Annotated in this window: 14 protein-coding genes; 6 read left to right on the forward strand and 8 right to left on the reverse strand. The window is 57.3% G+C overall.

What is annotated here, in order from left to right:
* Nucleotides 1–73 precede the first annotated feature (73 nt).
* Nucleotides 74–1300, reverse strand: coding sequence for a peptidase T (gene pepT / locus ACREYP_RS14185; RefSeq protein WP_166993800.1), 1227 nt, complete (start codon nt 1298–1300; stop codon nt 74–76).
* A gap of 284 nt (nt 1301–1584) precedes the next feature.
* On the opposite strand from pepT, the gene potA reads away from it, so the two are divergent.
* Genes potA through potD form a run of 4 tightly spaced genes read left to right on the forward strand, consistent with a single transcriptional unit; the run spans nt 1585 to nt 5393 of the window.
* Nucleotides 1585–2721: a spermidine/putrescine ABC transporter ATP-binding protein PotA gene (gene potA / locus ACREYP_RS14190; protein ID WP_166875091.1), complete on the forward strand. Its 1137-nt coding sequence runs from the start codon at nt 1585–1587 to the stop codon at nt 2719–2721.
* Nucleotides 2705–3562, forward strand: coding sequence for a spermidine/putrescine ABC transporter permease PotB (gene potB / locus ACREYP_RS14195; protein WP_336817749.1), 858 nt, complete (start codon nt 2705–2707; stop codon nt 3560–3562). Before potA ends, potB begins: the two co-directional genes overlap by 17 nt.
* Complete coding sequence (potC, locus tag ACREYP_RS14200) at nt 3559–4350, forward strand: spermidine/putrescine ABC transporter permease PotC (protein ID WP_336817750.1); 792 nt, start codon at nt 3559–3561, stop codon at nt 4348–4350. Before potB ends, potC begins: the two co-directional genes overlap by 4 nt.
* Complete coding sequence (potD, locus tag ACREYP_RS14205; protein ID WP_039301991.1) at nt 4347–5393, forward strand: spermidine/putrescine ABC transporter substrate-binding protein PotD; 1047 nt, start codon at nt 4347–4349, stop codon at nt 5391–5393. Before potC ends, potD begins: the two co-directional genes overlap by 4 nt.
* Before the next feature lie 116 nt (nt 5394–5509).
* Here the strand turns inward: potD and cobB are convergent, their stop codons facing one another.
* The 5 genes from cobB to lolC form a co-directional block, all read right to left on the reverse strand.
* Nucleotides 5510–6331, reverse strand: a complete 822-nt coding sequence (gene cobB, locus ACREYP_RS14210; RefSeq protein WP_008453397.1) for a Sir2 family NAD+-dependent deacetylase — start codon at nt 6329–6331, stop codon at nt 5510–5512.
* Between the two features lie 3 nt (nt 6332–6334).
* Nucleotides 6335–7246, reverse strand: coding sequence for an N-acetylglucosamine kinase (nagK, locus tag ACREYP_RS14215; RefSeq protein WP_039292009.1), 912 nt, complete (start codon nt 7244–7246; stop codon nt 6335–6337).
* A gap of 93 nt (nt 7247–7339) precedes the next feature.
* Nucleotides 7340–8584: a lipoprotein-releasing ABC transporter permease subunit LolE gene (gene lolE, locus ACREYP_RS14220; protein ID WP_039292006.1), complete on the reverse strand. Its 1245-nt coding sequence runs from the start codon at nt 8582–8584 to the stop codon at nt 7340–7342.
* The gene (gene lolD, locus ACREYP_RS14225) at nt 8584–9288 is read right to left on the reverse strand and encodes a lipoprotein-releasing ABC transporter ATP-binding protein LolD (protein ID WP_008453403.1); all 705 of its coding nucleotides are present in this window, start codon (nt 9286–9288) and stop codon (nt 8584–8586) included. Before lolD ends, lolE begins: the two co-directional genes overlap by 1 nt.
* Nucleotides 9281–10480, reverse strand: a complete 1200-nt coding sequence (gene lolC, locus ACREYP_RS14230) for a lipoprotein-releasing ABC transporter permease subunit LolC (RefSeq protein ID WP_008453405.1) — start codon at nt 10478–10480, stop codon at nt 9281–9283. Before lolC ends, lolD begins: the two co-directional genes overlap by 8 nt.
* Before the next feature lie 234 nt (nt 10481–10714).
* Between lolC and ACREYP_RS14235 the strand changes: the two genes are divergently transcribed.
* A complete protein-coding gene (locus tag ACREYP_RS14235; protein ID WP_336817751.1) occupies nt 10715–11779 on the forward strand; it encodes an acyltransferase family protein in 1065 nt (354 codons plus the stop codon).
* 41 nt (nt 11780–11820) lie between these two features.
* On the opposite strand, the gene melB is transcribed toward ACREYP_RS14235, so the two are convergent.
* Both melB and melA read right to left on the reverse strand, forming a co-directional pair.
* Nucleotides 11821–13251, reverse strand: a complete 1431-nt coding sequence (gene melB, locus ACREYP_RS14240; RefSeq protein ID WP_336817752.1) for a melibiose:sodium transporter MelB — start codon at nt 13249–13251, stop codon at nt 11821–11823.
* Nucleotides 13252–13335: 84 nt separating this feature from the next.
* Nucleotides 13336–14691: an alpha-galactosidase gene (melA, locus tag ACREYP_RS14245; RefSeq protein WP_336817899.1), complete on the reverse strand. Its 1356-nt coding sequence runs from the start codon at nt 14689–14691 to the stop codon at nt 13336–13338.
* A gap of 248 nt (nt 14692–14939) precedes the next feature.
* Between melA and melR the strand changes: the two genes are divergently transcribed.
* Nucleotides 14940–15866, forward strand: coding sequence for a transcriptional regulator MelR (melR, locus tag ACREYP_RS14250; RefSeq protein ID WP_166876527.1), 927 nt, complete (start codon nt 14940–14942; stop codon nt 15864–15866).
* Nucleotides 15867–15955: the final 89 nt, after the last annotated feature.

The raw sequence follows: 15955 nt of genomic DNA on the forward strand, positions 1-15955 counted from the left end.
AGATATGAAAATAGTGATAAAAGAAAAGAGGCTCTCGCCTCCTTCCCTTTCACTCAATCAAAGCAAAGCGCCATCACCCCTTCTTCCCCACCAGCTCAGCAATCCGCACAATCACCGCCACAGCTTTCTCCATTCCTTCCAGGGTCACGAACTCGTGCTTGCCATGGTAGTTATAGCCGCCGGTGAACAGGTTCGGGCACGGCAGGCCTTTGAAGGAAAGCTGGGCGCCGTCGGTGCCGCCGCGGATCGGCTTCATGATCGGCTCTATGTCGCAGTCGCGCATTGCCTGCTGGGCCACTTCGACAATATAAGGATGCTCGGCCACCTTCTCGCGCATGTTGTAATAGCTGTCTTCTATGACCAGCTCGATATAGCAGTCCGGGTGCAGGCCTTTGCCGACTTTCTTGGCGATCTCCATCATCCGGCGCTTGCGGGCTTCGAACTGCTCGCGGTCGAAGTCGCGGATGATGTAGTGCATCTCGGCGCGGTCGACGGAGCCTTTCATGGTGTTCAGGTGGTAGAAGCCTTCGTAGCCTTCGGTGCATTCCGGGCTTTCGTCCGCCGGGACTTCGGCGTGGATGCGCGCCGCCAGCGACAGGGCGTTCACCATCACGCCTTTGGCGGTGCCGGGGTGCACGTTGTTGCCGACGATTTTGATGGTCACGGAGGCAGCGTTGAAGTTCTCGCTTTCCAGCTCGCCCACGCCGCCGCCGTCCACGGTGTAGGCCCATTCTGCGTTAAAGGCGTCGACGTCGAAGAAGTGTGCGCCCTTCCCGACTTCCTCGTCCGGGGTAAAGGCCACGCGGATATCGCCGTGCGGCACGTTTTTGCCTTTTAATACCGCCAACGCGGTCATGATTTCCGCCACGCCCGCTTTGTCGTCCGCGCCCAACAGGGTTTTGCCGTCGGTGGTGATCAGCGTCTGGCCCATTAACTGGTGCAGCACCGGGAACATCACCGGGGAAAGGATCTCATCGCCGATGCCGAGCGCAATGTCGCCGCCGCGGTAGTTCTCGACGATCTGCGGGTTCACGTTTTTGCCGGTGAAGTCCGGCGCGGTGTCAACGTGGGAGATAAAGCCAATGGCCGGGACAGCGTGCCCGACGTTCGACGGCAGCGTGCCCATCACCGTGCCGTGGTCGCTGAGCGTAACGTCCACCAGCCCCAACTGCTCCAGCTGCTCTTTTAGCAGGCGCAGGAGCTTCCATTGCCCTTCGGTGCTCGGCACCTGCTTAACGCCGGGCCTGGATTGCGTGTCCAGAGAGACATACTGCAAAAAGCGCTCAAGTAATTTATCCATTTAGCCACCCTCGTTTTTAGTGACATCAATTATCAATAAGCCGCATCGGGCAAATATTGCGTCAGGTCACTTTTAGTCGGTTACGGAAAAAAATAGTTTTCGCACAACCTGACCCGGTCTCAGTAAAGTATCCCTTTAACCGTAGACGATAACGGCCACGGTTTCTGGCCATCGGGATTGGCGATCCCGTCGCTTTGCCGTAGAATGCCAGCCCTTACTCAACGTGCCAAAACCCAAGGTGGTTAATCACAAACCCCGTATCCTTCGCTCCGGATACGTCATTTATGGGACAGCGTAAAAAATTGAAAAAACAGCCTCGTTCGCACTCCATGCTGGTCAACCTGGCGGGAGTCGCCAAGCGCTTTGATGGTAAATCCGTAATTTCTGACTTCTCCCTCACCATTAATCATGGTGAATTCCTGACGCTGCTCGGCCCTTCCGGCTGCGGCAAAACCACCGTACTGCGCCTTATCGCCGGGTTAGAAACCGTCGATGCCGGGCAAATCACGCTCGATAATCAGGACATTACCCATGTGCCTGCCGAGCACCGCCACGTGAATACCGTTTTCCAGAGCTACGCCCTGTTTCCGCACATGACGGTGTTTGAAAACGTCGCCTTTGGCCTGCGGATGCAGAAAACGCCGGCGGCGGAAATCACGCCGCGCGTGACCGAAGCGCTGAAAATGGTGCAGTTGGAAGAGTTCGCCCAGCGCAAGCCGAACCAGCTTTCCGGCGGCCAGCAGCAGCGTGTGGCCATTGCCCGCGCAGTGGTGAACAAGCCTCGGTTGCTGCTGCTTGATGAGTCGCTGTCGGCGCTGGACTACAAGCTACGCAAGCAGATGCAGAACGAGCTGAAAGCCCTGCAGCGCAAGCTCGGCATTACGTTTGTGTTCGTCACGCACGATCAGGAAGAAGCCCTCACTATGTCCGACCGAATCGTGGTGATGCGCGACGGCAAGATTGAGCAGGACGGCACGCCGCGAGAAATTTATGAAGAGCCAAAGAACCTGTTTGTGGCGAGCTTCATCGGCGAGATCAATATCTTTGACGCGACGGTGCTCGAACGCATCGACGAGCAGCGCGTGCGGGCGAACGTGGAAGGCCGCGAATGCCACATCTTCGTGAACCAGCCGGTGACCGTCGGGCAAAGCCTGAAGGTGCTGCTGCGCCCGGAAGATTTGCGCGTGGAAGAGGTAAACGACGCCCGGGAAGTGGACGGGCTGATTGGCTACGTACGCGAGCGCAACTACAAGGGCATGACGCTGGAGTCCACCGTCGAGCTGGAAAACGGCAAGATGGTGATGGTCAGCGAGTTCTTTAATGAAGACGACCCGGACTTCGACCATACGCTGGATCAAAAAATGGCGGTGACCTGGGTAGAAAGCTGGGAGGTTGTGCTGGCAGATGAAGAGCTCGCGTAAATTCCAGAATGTGGTGATTGCTACCGTGGTGGGCTGGCTGCTGCTGTTTGTCTTCCTGCCCAACCTGATGATCATCGTCACCAGCTTCCTGACTCGCGATAACGACAACTTCGTGAGCCTGGTGTTTACGCTGGATAACTACACCCGGCTGGCCGACCCGCTGTACGCCCAGGTGCTGCTGCACTCGCTGAACATGGCGGCGATAGCCACCCTGGCCTGCCTGGTGATCGGCTACCCTTTCGCCTGGTTCCTGGCGCGGCTGCCCGAGAAGGTGCGCCCGCTGCTGCTGTTCCTGCTGATTGTGCCGTTCTGGACCAACTCGCTGATCCGCATTTACGGGCTGAAGATTTTCCTCAGCACCAAGGGCTATCTCAACGAGTTCCTGCTGTGGCTGGGGCTTATTGATACGCCGATCCGCATCATGTTCACCCCGAGCGCGGTGATTATCGGCCTGGTGTATATCCTGCTGCCGTTTATGGTGATGCCGCTTTACTCCAGCATTGAGAAGCTGGACAAGCCGCTGCTTGAGGCGGCGCGGGATCTAGGCGCCAGCAAGCTGCAAACTTTTGTGCGCATTATTCTGCCGCTGACCATGCCGGGGATTGTCGCCGGCTGCCTGCTGGTGATGCTGCCGGCGATGGGTTTGTTCTACGTGTCGGATTTGATGGGCGGCGCGAAGAACCTGCTGATCGGCAACGTGATTAAGAGCCAGTTCCTCAACATTCGCGACTGGCCGTTCGGCGCGGCGACGAGCATTACGCTGACGCTGGTAATGGGCCTGATGCTGCTGGTGTACTGGCGCGCGGCGCGCCTGCTTAACAAGAAGGTGGAACTGGAATGATCGGACGCCTGCTTCGCGGCGGCTTTATGTCCGCCATTTACGCTTTTTTGTATATCCCGATCATCATCCTGATCGTGAACTCGTTCAATAGCTCTCGCTTCGGCATTAACTGGCAGGGGTTCACCACCCACTGGTACAGCCTGCTGATGAATAACGACAGCCTGCTGCAGGCCGCAAAGCATTCGCTGACGATGGCGGTGTTTTCTGCCAGCGCCGCCACGCTTATCGGCTCGCTTACCGCCGTGGCGCTGTACCGCTATCGCTTTCGGGGCAAGCCGTTCGTCAGCGGGATGCTGTTTGTGGTGATGATGTCCCCGGACATCGTGATGGCTATCTCGCTGCTGGTGCTGTTTATGCTGCTGGGAGTGTCGCTTGGCTTCTGGTCGCTGCTGTTTTCCCACATCACCTTCTGCCTGCCGTTTGTGGTGGTCACCGTTTACTCGCGCCTGAAAGGGTTCGACGTGAAGATGCTGGAAGCGGCGCGTGACCTGGGCGCGAGCGAGCTGACTATTCTGCGCAAGATTATTCTGCCGCTGGCGATGCCCGCCGTGGCCGCAGGCTGGCTGCTGAGCTTTACCCTGTCGATGGACGATGTGGTGGTGTCTTCGTTCGTCACCGGGCCGAGCTACGAGATCCTGCCGCTAAAAATTTACTCGATGGTCAAGGTCGGCGTTTCGCCGGAAGTGAACGCCCTGGCCACTATTCTGCTGTTACTTTCACTGCTGCTGGTGATCGCCAGCCAGCTGATTCTTCGCGATAAAACTCAACCTCAGGGGACGTTAAAATGAAAAAATGGCCACGCCACCTGCTTGCTGCGGGCGCTCTGGCGCTCAGCTTCGGCGCTGCACATGCCGACGACAGCAAGACGCTTTATTTCTACAACTGGACCGAGTACGTGCCGCCGGGCCTGCTGGAGCAGTTCACCAAAGAGACCGGCATCAAGGTGATTTATTCGACCTACGAGTCGAACGAAACCATGTACGCCAAGCTCAAGACCTACAAAGACGGCGCGTACGATTTAGTGGTGCCATCCACCTACTTTGTGGCGAAGATGCGCAAAGAAGGGATGATCCAGAAGATCGACAAGAGCCAGCTCAGCAACTTTAAAAATCTCGACCCGGATATGCTGAACAAGCCGTTCGATCCGAATAACGACTATTCCATCCCGTATATCTGGGGTGCCACGGCAATTGGCGTGAACAGCGATGCTATCGATCCGAAGAGCGTCACCAGTTGGGCCGACCTGTGGAAGCCGGAGTATAAGCAAAGCCTGCTGCTGACCGACGACGCGCGCGAAGTGTTCCAGATGGCGCTGCGCAAGCTTGGCCTGTCCGGCAACACCACCGATCCGAAAGAGATTGAGGCCGCGTACCACGAGCTGCAAAAGCTGATGCCCAACGTGGCGGCGTTTAACTCCGACAACCCGGCCAACCCGTATATGGAAGGTGAAGTGAACCTCGGTATGGTGTGGAACGGCTCGGCCTATGTGGCTCGTCAGGCCGGAACGCCGCTGGAGATCGTCTGGCCGAAGGAAGGCGGGATTTTCTGGATGGATAACCTGTCGATTCCGGCCAACGCGAAGAACGTCGACGGCGCGCTGAAGCTGATCAACTTCCTTCTGCGTCCGGACGTGGCTAAGCAGGTGGCGGAAACCATCGGCTACCCGACGCCAAACCTCGAAGCCCGCAAGCTGCTGCCGAAGAACGTGGCGGAAGATAAGTCGCTGTACCCGGATGCAGAGGTGATTAAGGCTGGCGAGTGGCAGAATGATGTGGGTGACGCGAGCGCGCTGTATGAGTCTTATTATCAGCGGTTGAAGGCGGGGCGGTAGGTTTACCCTCACCCCGGCCCTCTCCTGGAAGGGAGAGGGAGAAAACAATTGATTTATGCTCGATCCAGTTCCCTCTCCCCTTTGGGGAGAGGGTTAGGGTGAGGGGCTCAGAAGAACTACAATCCCTTTAAAAGCTTATCCACAAACTCCGGCACCACCTGGCTCGCCAGGCCGTAATGCTTCTCTTCAAACTCGCTGCCGACCTGGCTTGGCTCCAGATTCAGCTCCACGGTGTGCGCCCCCTGCAAACGGGCCTCGTGCACAAAGCCTGCCGCCGGGTAAACGTGCCCGGAGGTGCCGATAGCAATAAAGTAATCTGCGGTGGCAATCGCCTGATAAATCTCGTCCATGCCAAGCGGCATTTCGCCGAACCAGACGACGTGCGGGCGCAATGCCGAGGAAATCTGGCAGCAATGGCAGCGGTCTTCCGGGGTAATGTCGTCCTGCCAGTCCAGCACCTGGCCGCTGCTGGCGCAGCGAACCTTGAGCAGCTCGCCGTGCATGTGGATGACGTTTTTACTGCCCGCCCGCTCGTGGAGGTTGTCGATATTCTGGGTGACCAGCACAAAATGGTCGCCCAGCGCCTCTTCCAGTTTCGCCAGCGCCAGGTGTGCGGCGTTGGGCTGGATTTCCGGCTGCTGAAGCTGGCGGCGGCGGTCATTATAAAAACGCTGCACCAGCGCCGGGTCACGGGCGAAGCCTTCCGGCGTCGCCACGTCTTCAACGCGGTGCTCTTCCCACAGCCCGTCGGCGGCCCGGAAGGTACGAATACCTGATTCAGCGGAGATCCCCGCCCCGGTCAGTACAACAACTCTTGGTCTGTCCATCGCTTCCGGCCCTGTCCTGTCTCTGAAAAAGATGCGCTGACGCAAACGTTGGCGCAGCAGGCGTTTGTTCTTCCGAAACCGGCTCAGCCGGTGCTGACGACGAGAAAGCATGACTTACTCCGTGTAGTGGAGGAATGCCGCGCCACGCATACCGCCTGCGTCACCGTGGCGCGCCTGTTCAATACGCGGCACTGCAGCAACCGGCAGCAGGTACTTCGGCAGGCGTTCCGGCAGTTGGGCGTAGATATCGCTAAAGTTAGACAATCCTCCGCCAATCACCACCAGATGCGGGTCAATTGAGGTCAATAAATTGCCGAGGCAGGCGGCCAGCAGCTCCAGGAAGCGGTCCACGTGCTCGATGGCCTGCTCGTCGCCCTGGCGGTAGCGGGAGATGATCTCTTTCGCGTCCAGCGGCTCCTGGTAGAAGTGCTGCCACAGCCAGGCAAAACCGCGCCCTGAGAGGTAGTTTTCGATGCAGCCGTTTTTACCGCAGCCGCAGCGAGTAAACGGAATGTCGCGCCCAAGGATTTCCAGCGCGTCCACAGGCAGGCGGGTATGTCCGAATTCGCCGGTGATGTAGCTGCGGCCGGTGATAGATTTGCCGTTGATGATGATGCCGCCGCCGACGCCAGTGCCGAGGATCAGGCCCATCACCACCGGGTAGTTGAGGAACTCGTCGTCCCAGGCTTCGGAAAGCGCGAAGCAGTTGGCGTCGTTGTCGATGCGCACGTCGCGCTCAAGCATGGCGCTGAGGTCTGCACGAAGGGGTTTGCCGCTGGCAGCCGGAACGTTAGCGGCATACAGCGTGCCGTCGTCGGTTTCCGGCATACCCGGAATGCCAATGCCGACCGAGCCGCGGCAGTTAAACTTCTCGTCGGCCTGCGCCACCAGCCCGACCACCGCGTCGAGGAAATTTTCGTAACTGTCATGAGGAGTAGCAACCCGGGCTTCCCAAAGTAAACGCCGCTGCTGGTCGTAAACGCCGAGTGCAATCTTAGTGCCGCCGATATCAAATCCGTAATACATCGCTGCTCCCAATGCCCGCTGTGCCTCAAGCTGCGCCTGGGTTCTGCCGGGTCACAGCTCGAATGATGTAGGGCAAATTATAGTTAATTGAATTTATTGTCCGCTTAGCACCCTTGCCGGATCGATATTGCTTGCGCGCCGGGCCGGGTACCAGCTAGCCAGAAGGCTAAGGACCAGCGCCGTCACCAGAACGTAAACCACGTCCAGCCAGTGCAGCTCAGAAGGTAAGAAATCAATGAAATAAATATCACCGGACAAGAAATGGTGCCCGATGAGTTTTTCAATCACGCCGATAATGTTGGTCAGCTGCCACGAAGCCAGCACGCCAACTACCACGCCGCTGACGCTGCCCAGCAGCCCGGCCAGCAGCCCGTACCAGACGAAAATAGCGCGAATCAGGCCGTCTTTGGCCCCCAGCGTGCGCAGCACCGCAATGTCGCTGCTCTTGTCTTTCACCGCCATCACCAGCGTGGAAACGATGTTAAAGCAGGCCACGCCGATCACCAGCACCATCGCCAGATACATGATGGCGCGGATCATCTGGATGTCGCGGTACATATAGCCGTAGGTATCAATCCAGCTGCTGATACGCACGTAAGAATTGGTTGCCAGCCCCGCGTCACGCACCAGCTGCCGGGCGTTAAACACGTCATTCACCTTGATGGCTATCCCGGTGACGCTATCGCCCATGTCCAGGTAGCCCTGAGCATCCTGCAGCGGCACCATCGCCAGGCTGTGATCCAGCTGGCCGCTAAGGGATAGAATACCGGCGATTTGCAGCCTGACGCGCTTGGGCTGCATCAGTTTGGTGCCGCCGTCGTTGTTGGGGATCATGATCGACACCCAGTCGCCCTGCTTCACCTTCAGCGCGTCCGCCACGCCTTTGCCCATGATGATTTGCTGCTGCCCGGCCTTGAAGTTCGCCCAGGCATTGTTCTGGACGTATTGTGGCAGAGCGCTCAGCTGCGTTTCCTGCACCGGATCAACGCCCTTCACCTCAACGGCGCGCAGATTCGCCCCGCTTTCCACCAGCCCGGTAAAGCGAATATACGGCGCGGCGGCCACGATGCCTTTGACGCCTTCCACCTCGGGCAGCGCCCGCTGCCAGTTGGTAAAGGGCTGGTTCACCGGCTCAATGTCACCGTGGGGCACCACGGCAAGAATGCGGTTTTTCAGCTCGCGCTCGAAGCCGTTCATCGCGCTCAGGCCGACGATCAGCACCGCCACGCCCAGCGCGATGCCTAACGTGGAGATCACCGAGATCAGCGACACCATGCCGCTGCGGCGTCGCCCACGGCTGAAACGCAGGCCAATCAATAAAGAAAGCGGGGAAGCCATTACTCCGCTCCCATCAAGGTCAGATCGCTGGTTAAGCGGCCATCGCGCATTTCCAGCTGGCGGGACATGCGTTTCGCCAGCTGCAGATCGTGGGTGACGACCAGGAATGCGGTGCCCTGACGCACGTTCAGTTCGCCCAGCAGCTCGAAAATGCTGTCGGCGTTGCGCGCATCCAGGTTGCCGGTCGGCTCATCCGCCAGCACCAGACGCGGGTTGTTCACCAGCGCACGGGCAATCGCCACGCGCTGACGTTCGCCGCCGGACAGCTCCGACGGGCGGTGACTGCTGCGGTGATCCAGCCCCACGGCGGCCAGCATCTCCAGCGCGCGCTTCTGCACTTCTTCCGGCTTTTTCTTGCCAATGAGCAGCGGCATCGCCACGTTTTCCAGCGCGGTGAAGTCCGGCAGCAGGTGGTGGAACTGGTAGATAAAGCCCAGCTCGCGGTTACGCAGCTCCGCCTTCGCCGCCGACGAGAGTTTGCTCATCGCCTGGCCGTTGAACACCACGTCGCCGGAGGTCGGCGTGTCCAGGCCGCCCAGCAGGTGCAGCAAGGTACTTTTGCCGGAGCCAGAGCTGCCGACAATCGCCATCAGTTCACCCGCGTTGATGCTGAAGCTGACATCGTGCAGCACATCCGTTTGCACTTTGCCTTCCTGATAGCGTTTGCACAGGTTGTCACACTGCAACAGGACAGAATTACTCATAACGTAAAGCCTCAGCGGGTTGGGTCGCGGCGGCGCGCCACGAAGGGTAAAGCGTGGACAGCAAAGCAATGGCCATCGCCACAATGGCAATCACCACAACCTGTACCGGTTCGATGGCGACCGGCAGGGCCGCGCCATCAAGCAGGATGCCGATGATCGGCATTAAATTATTCAACTGGCTGGCAAGCAGCGCCCCGAGCAAGGCCCCGAGCAGCGCGCCAATCACGCCCGCGCCCGCGCCCTGCACCATAAACACGGTCATGATTTGGCGGCGGGTTAGCCCCTGGGTTTGCAGAATCGCCACTTCGCCCTGCTTTTCCATCACCAGCAGGCCAAGGGAGGTAATGATGTTAAAAGCGGCGACGGCCACGATCAGGCTCAGCAGCAGCCCCATCATGTTTTTCTCCATGCGCACGGCCTGGAACAGCTCGCCTTTGCGCTCGCGCCAGTCTTTCCATTCGGTGCCCTGCGGCAGCGTTTGTTGGCTCAGCACATCGACCTTGAGCGGCTCAGCCAGCCACAAACGCCAGCCGGTGATATTGCCCGCCGGGTAGCGCATCAGGCGTGAGGCGTCCTGCTGGTTGACCAGCATCTGGTAGCCGTCTACTTCGCTGTTGGCGGCGAAGGTACCAATCACGGTGAACAGACGCTGGCTCGGCAAACGCCCCATCGGCGTAAACTGGCTGGCAGACGGCACCATAATGCGGATGGTTTCCCCACGCTTAACGCCCAGTGAACCGGCAAGCTGCTCGCCGAGGATGACGTTGTACTGCCCGGCCACCAAATCGGCCTGCTTAACGTTCACCAGGTACGGGGAAAGCGGATCTTTCTCGTCCGGCTGCACGCCCAGCATTACGCCCACGCCCACGCTGCGGGCGCTTTGCAGCACCACGTCACCGGTAGTCAGCGGCGCAATACGCGTCACGCCCTGAAGCTTCAGGGAATCGGCGGGAAGTTGCTGGGGATTAATAGAGCCGGAAGGTGAGGTGATCAACGCCTGCGGCATCAGGCCGAGGATGTTGTTTTGCAGCTCACGTTCGAAGCCATTCATCACCGAAAGGACCGTGACCAGCGCCATCACCCCTAGGGTGATACCAATCGTCGACAGCCAGGAGACAAAGCGGCCGAAGCGGTCCGCTGCTCGCCCACGCATGTAGCGCAGGCCTATAAATAACGCGACAGGTTGATACATGAAATCCGTCTTGTTGCGGGTTGCCTAAGCAAAGATCCGGGAAGTATACGACACCTCCCCGGCCAAATGAATTCCGTCGACTAAATTATTCCCGTTACATCTCAAGTGCCTGCACCTTTTCCTAAATTTACCAAATCAGCGCCAAAAACAGACAATTGAGGTCGAGATCGCATCGGTTTGACACCAGGATAGCAGGCCCATGACAACTGGAGCCCGTCACGACGCGGATATCGCATGAAGAAAAAGCAACTTTGGATCAACCAAATCAAAGGATTATGCATTTGCCTGGTGGTTATCTACCATTCGGTGATTACCTTCTACCCTCACCTCACATCTCTCGGGCCCGGCCTGAATCTGTATGTCGCCAAACTCTGGGTTTACCTTAATCTCTACCTCGCGCCCTTCCGAATGCCGGTGTTCTTCTTTATTTCCGGCTACCTGATCACCCGCTACATCCATGAAGTGAAATGGCGCGACAGCGTGGATAAGCGGCTGTGGAACATTTTTTACGTGTTACTGCTGTGGGGCTTGATCCAGTGGATCGCACTGACGCACCTTAACCAATGGCTGGCACCCGACCTTGAGCGTAACCCGACGTCCAACGCCGCCTACGCCGACTCGCTGGGGCACTTTGCTCTTAGCATGGCAAAGGCCAGCACCAGCCTGTGGTATCTCTACGCCCTGCTGGTTTACTTTGTGATGTTTAAAGCTCTGCGCCGCTACCGCATCCCGGTGCTGCTGGCGCTGATGGGCATCAACGCTGTTATCGCCTTTGCACCGCTGCCGTGGTGGGGGCTGAACAGCGTGGTGCGGAATATGGTGTATTACGGCCTCGGCGCCTGGTTTGGCCCTTTGCTGATGGCCTGGATGAAGGACTTCCGCTTTTCGCAACACCCGTTTGTCTGCGCAGGCATAGCCCTGGGATCGCTGGCGCTTTACTTTGTCAACGTGCCGCTGGTGATTTCACTGGTGTCTATCGTAGCTATCCTGCGCGGGTTCTATTTGCTGAACGGCTGGCGCGAAGCACGTGAAGACAGCTTCCTGAACGTGGTGGGCTCGAATACGATTGCCATTTACACCACGCACCGCATTTTGATCGAGGCGATAAGCCTGGTGATGCTGGCTAAAATCAACAGCGGTGGGCTTTCTGACACGCTGGTGCTGGCGATTCTGCTGGTCTACCCGTTTGTTAGCCTGGGCATTTGTACGCTGGTTGGCCTCGGTTTCCGCAAGCTTTCGGTCGCGCTGTTCGGCGATCTGTTTTTCTCTCCTCCCGCGCAAATCGCCGCCAGCCGGTAAGTGCTTCAGCAACCCGCCTGAGCGGGTTGCTTTTCCGTAGATTAAGCCCGTACATCACGAGTAACGGCTATCGGCATGGCCGCTGTTTCCTGCGGCACTGCCGGGGACGACACTTTGCGATATTTATCCAGCAGGTGAATCTGGATTTTGCGAAGCCGGTCGCCGTTCAGACGATAGAAGCGGAAATAGAGCACCAGAGTGATGGCAAAGAATAACGTCGGCAGCGCAATCATGATGAACTGCATCCCGAGTATTGTTTCAGCCGACTGGGCGACGTTCGGCACATAGCCAATGACGCCTAAAACGACCGCAATAAAGAAGGCTGAAAACGCCGAGCCGCCCTTCACCACCATCGTCTGCACCGCATAGGCAATACTCTCGCAGCGAACGTTAAACTTGTATTCACCGTAATCAACGGTATCCGCCACCATAATCACCTGCAGCACCCAGAACAGCGCGGTCCCGACGTTAAGAAATACGCCCGCAAGGCAGATGACCAGCACATTAGCCGAGCCCGTCAGCGCCATCACCAGCAGCACGCCCCCGCTGACCATCGGCAGAATCGAAGCCCCCGCCCACAGGATACGGCGGGACAGCGCTTTCGCCAGACGCGGGAACAGCACCAGGGTGAGCAGGTTTGCCGCCCCGGCATAGGAAAGATAGTACGGGAACAAATCCGCATCCCCGACGACATAGGTGAAATAGTAAATGGCAAAGCCGGTAATAATATTGGAGGCGACGTTATAGGCCAGCGCCATCCCCAGCAGGCAAGAAAGCTGATCATTTTTGTAGATGAGGGCGAGTATGGATTTCAGCGACAGCCGGGAGCTGTCCGCCGTGGCCTCGTTGTCTGACGAGAAAACCTCATGGACGTTGCGCAGTGTGACAATCGTGGAGGCGATAAAGAACGCGATCAGCACCAGCGTGAACATCTGAAAACCAAACCCGCGGTCAGCCCCACCCACATAGTTCACAAACGGCAGCGTTACCCCGGCAGTCACGAATCCAGCCAGGCTCGCAAAAAAACGCGGGAACGGCACCAGCTGTTCGCGTTCACGCTTATCCAGCGTGATGGTTGGCACCAGTGACCAGAACGGAATATCCATCAGGGTATAGGTCGTCCCCCAGAGGATGTAGGTCACGCAGACAAACACCACCTGGGTCGTCCCTTCAAAAAGGTGCGCGCTGAACAGTAAAAACAGTACCAGCGAGTTCGTGAGCGTGCCGAGCAGGATCCACGGCTTAAATTTGCCCCACCGCGATCGCGTGGCGTTCACAATCCAGCCCATCACCGGGTCGTTAAACGCGTTCCAGATTTTTGCCACCAGGAACAGGGTTCCTACCACCCCCACCGATAAACCTACGACATCGGTGTAATAGTACATCAGGTACATGTAGACGATACCGATGGCGAAATCCTTACCAAATGCACCGAATCCGTAACTGAGTTTTGTTGTCAGAGAGATGCTCATAGGGTACCGGGTCACCGTTACCAGCGCCCGCCTTCTGTTATTAGAGAGGTCAACGCCGGGACTTATACCCGGCGTCGTTTTTTATTAGCGATGCAGCCAGGCTGGCAGCCAGTCTCCGTGCGCGGCGATCAGGTCATCCACCAGCGCATAAATCTCTTCGATGCCCAGAACTGCCGCTGTGTGAGGATCCATCATCGCCGCATGGTAAACGCGGTCACGATTTTCAGTCAGAATGGCCTCGGTCAGCAGCGTCTGCACGTTGATGTTGGTTTGCATCATGGCGGCCAGATGCGATGGGATCCCGCCAACTTTGGTGGGCTGGATCCCGTTGGCATCCACCAGGCAGGCGACCTCAACGCAGCTCCCCTGCGGCAGGTTATCGATAAGCCCGTCGTTACGGACATTGCCGTAAATTACGCTAGGCTCACCGGTCCAGATGGCATTCATAATCGTGCTGGCATACTCGCGCGACGGCTTAATATCTATGCGTTCCGCCGTTTTGTACTCTTCCAGCTCTTTATGCCAGTTAGCCAGCTGTTCGACGCAGCGTTTCGGGTACTCATCCAGCGGCACTTTATAGCGCTCAATCAGATCTTCACGCCCCGGCTTGATAAACCACGGAGTATATTCCGCAAAGTGCTCTGACGATTCGGTGACAAAATAGCCCAGCTTTTTAAACATCTCATAGCGCACAATATTCTGGCAGCGTTCATTGCCGTGAATATTCAGTTTCGGGGCCTGGCCCGCTTCATAAGCTGCGAGCAGTTCTGGATAGAGGTTGACGTAAAGCCCTTCCGCAGTTTTGCGTTCCAGCTCAAGGTAGAACGCCATATGGTTTATCCCGGCACTGCGGTAGCGCAGCGTGGCCGGGTCAATGTTCAGATCACGGGCCAGCTCTTCAGCCGTACCCTGCACCGAATGGCAGAGGCCCACTTGCTTGATATGCGGGTAGCGGGCATACATTGCCCAGGTGTTCATCGCCATCGGGTTAACGTAGTTGAGCATCGTCGCATTCGGGCACACTTCGGTCATATCGTCGCAGATCCGCCACAGATGCGGGATGGTGCGCAGGGCGCGCATAATGCCGCCAGGGCCTAGCGTATCGGCAATAGTTTGCTCCAGCCCATGACGCTTACAAACCTCAAAATCGGTAACGGTACAAGGCTCGTAGCCGCCAATCTGGAACGCGACCACCACGAAATCCGCCCCTTGCAGCGCTGTTTTTTGATCGGTGTGACAGGTGATGTAGCCGGATGCCCCGGCGGAATCCATCAGTTTGCGCACCACGATGTGTGACTCTTCCAGACGCGTCTCGTCAATATCCATCAGCGCAATGTGTGCCGACCTGAGCGCTTCGCGATGAAAAACATCGCCCAGAATATTTTTGACGAAGATGGTCGAACCCGCGCCGATAAAGGTAATTTTTGGGGCTGTCATTATCACTCTCCAGAACAGTAGGTAACGTCTTCATCGTGGCACGCGCCCCCGGCAAAAACCTCCATCTTCCCCATGGAGCATTCCCGGAAACTCAGATCTGATGTCGATCGCTACAAAATCTGAGTTTTTGGGAATAAATAGACGGAAAAGCAGAGTATCCGGCCTGTTAGCCAGGCTAATATCAATTGGAGAGGCGGAGGCTGAATCCGTACTGATGGCATGATTCTGATAATTCAGGAAATGGAGCGACAATGATCGATGAGCCAATTACCTTTCTGCCGCCTGACCCGCATATGTGCAACGGCGATGAGAAGCAGACTCGCAGTCCGCTGTCACTCTATTCTGAATATCAGCGTATGGATATTGAGCTCCGTCGACCGCATGCTATGGCCGCCAGCCACTGGCACGGCCAGGTGGAGGTTAACGTGCCGTTTGATGGCGACGTGGAATATCTGATTAACAACGAAGTGGTGCAGATCAAACAGGGCCATATCACGATGTTCTGGGCTTGTACGCCGCATCAGTTAACGCGCCCGGGCAACTGCCGGCAAATGGCGATTTTGAGCCTGCCGATGCACCTCTTTCTCTCCTGGCCACTGGATCGCGAACTCATTAACCACGTGACTCACGGCATGGTGGTGAAATCACTCGAGACTCAGCAGCTCAGCACCTTTGAAGTCCTGCGCTGGCAGCAGGAAGCCAACAGCCCGAACGAGCAGATCCGGCAGTTAGCGATCGATGAAATTGGTCTGATGCTTAAGCGCTTTAGCCTTTCGGGATGGCAGCCTATCCTGCTTAACAAAACCTCGCGCACCCACAAGAACAGCGTCTCCCGTCACGCGCAATTCTATGTCAGCCAGATGCTGGGCTTTATTGCCGATAATTACGATCAGGCGCTGACCATCAACGACGTCGCAGATCACGTAAAACTCAATGCCAACTATGCAATGGGTATTTTCCAGCGCGTCATGCAGCTCACGTTAAAACAGTACATTACGGTGATGCGCGTTAATCACGTACGCGCGCTGCTCAGCGACACCGACAAAACCATCCTCGATGTGGCGATGACCGCGGGGTTCCGATCCAGTAGCCGATTCTATAGCACCTTCAGCCGCTACGTCGGTATGTCACCCCAGCAATATCGCAAGCTCAGCCAGCAGAAACGACAAATGCTCTGAACCGCATCTATCGCTATTTTCAGCGGTTGCACTCGCGCCGCCATCACGGATAATAAGTAGAGAAAATTTATATTATTACCGTGAAAACA

The organism is Enterobacter sp. TMH.L2 (genome assembly GCF_050847315.1).
Classification (GTDB): domain Bacteria; phylum Pseudomonadota; class Gammaproteobacteria; order Enterobacterales; family Enterobacteriaceae; genus Cedecea.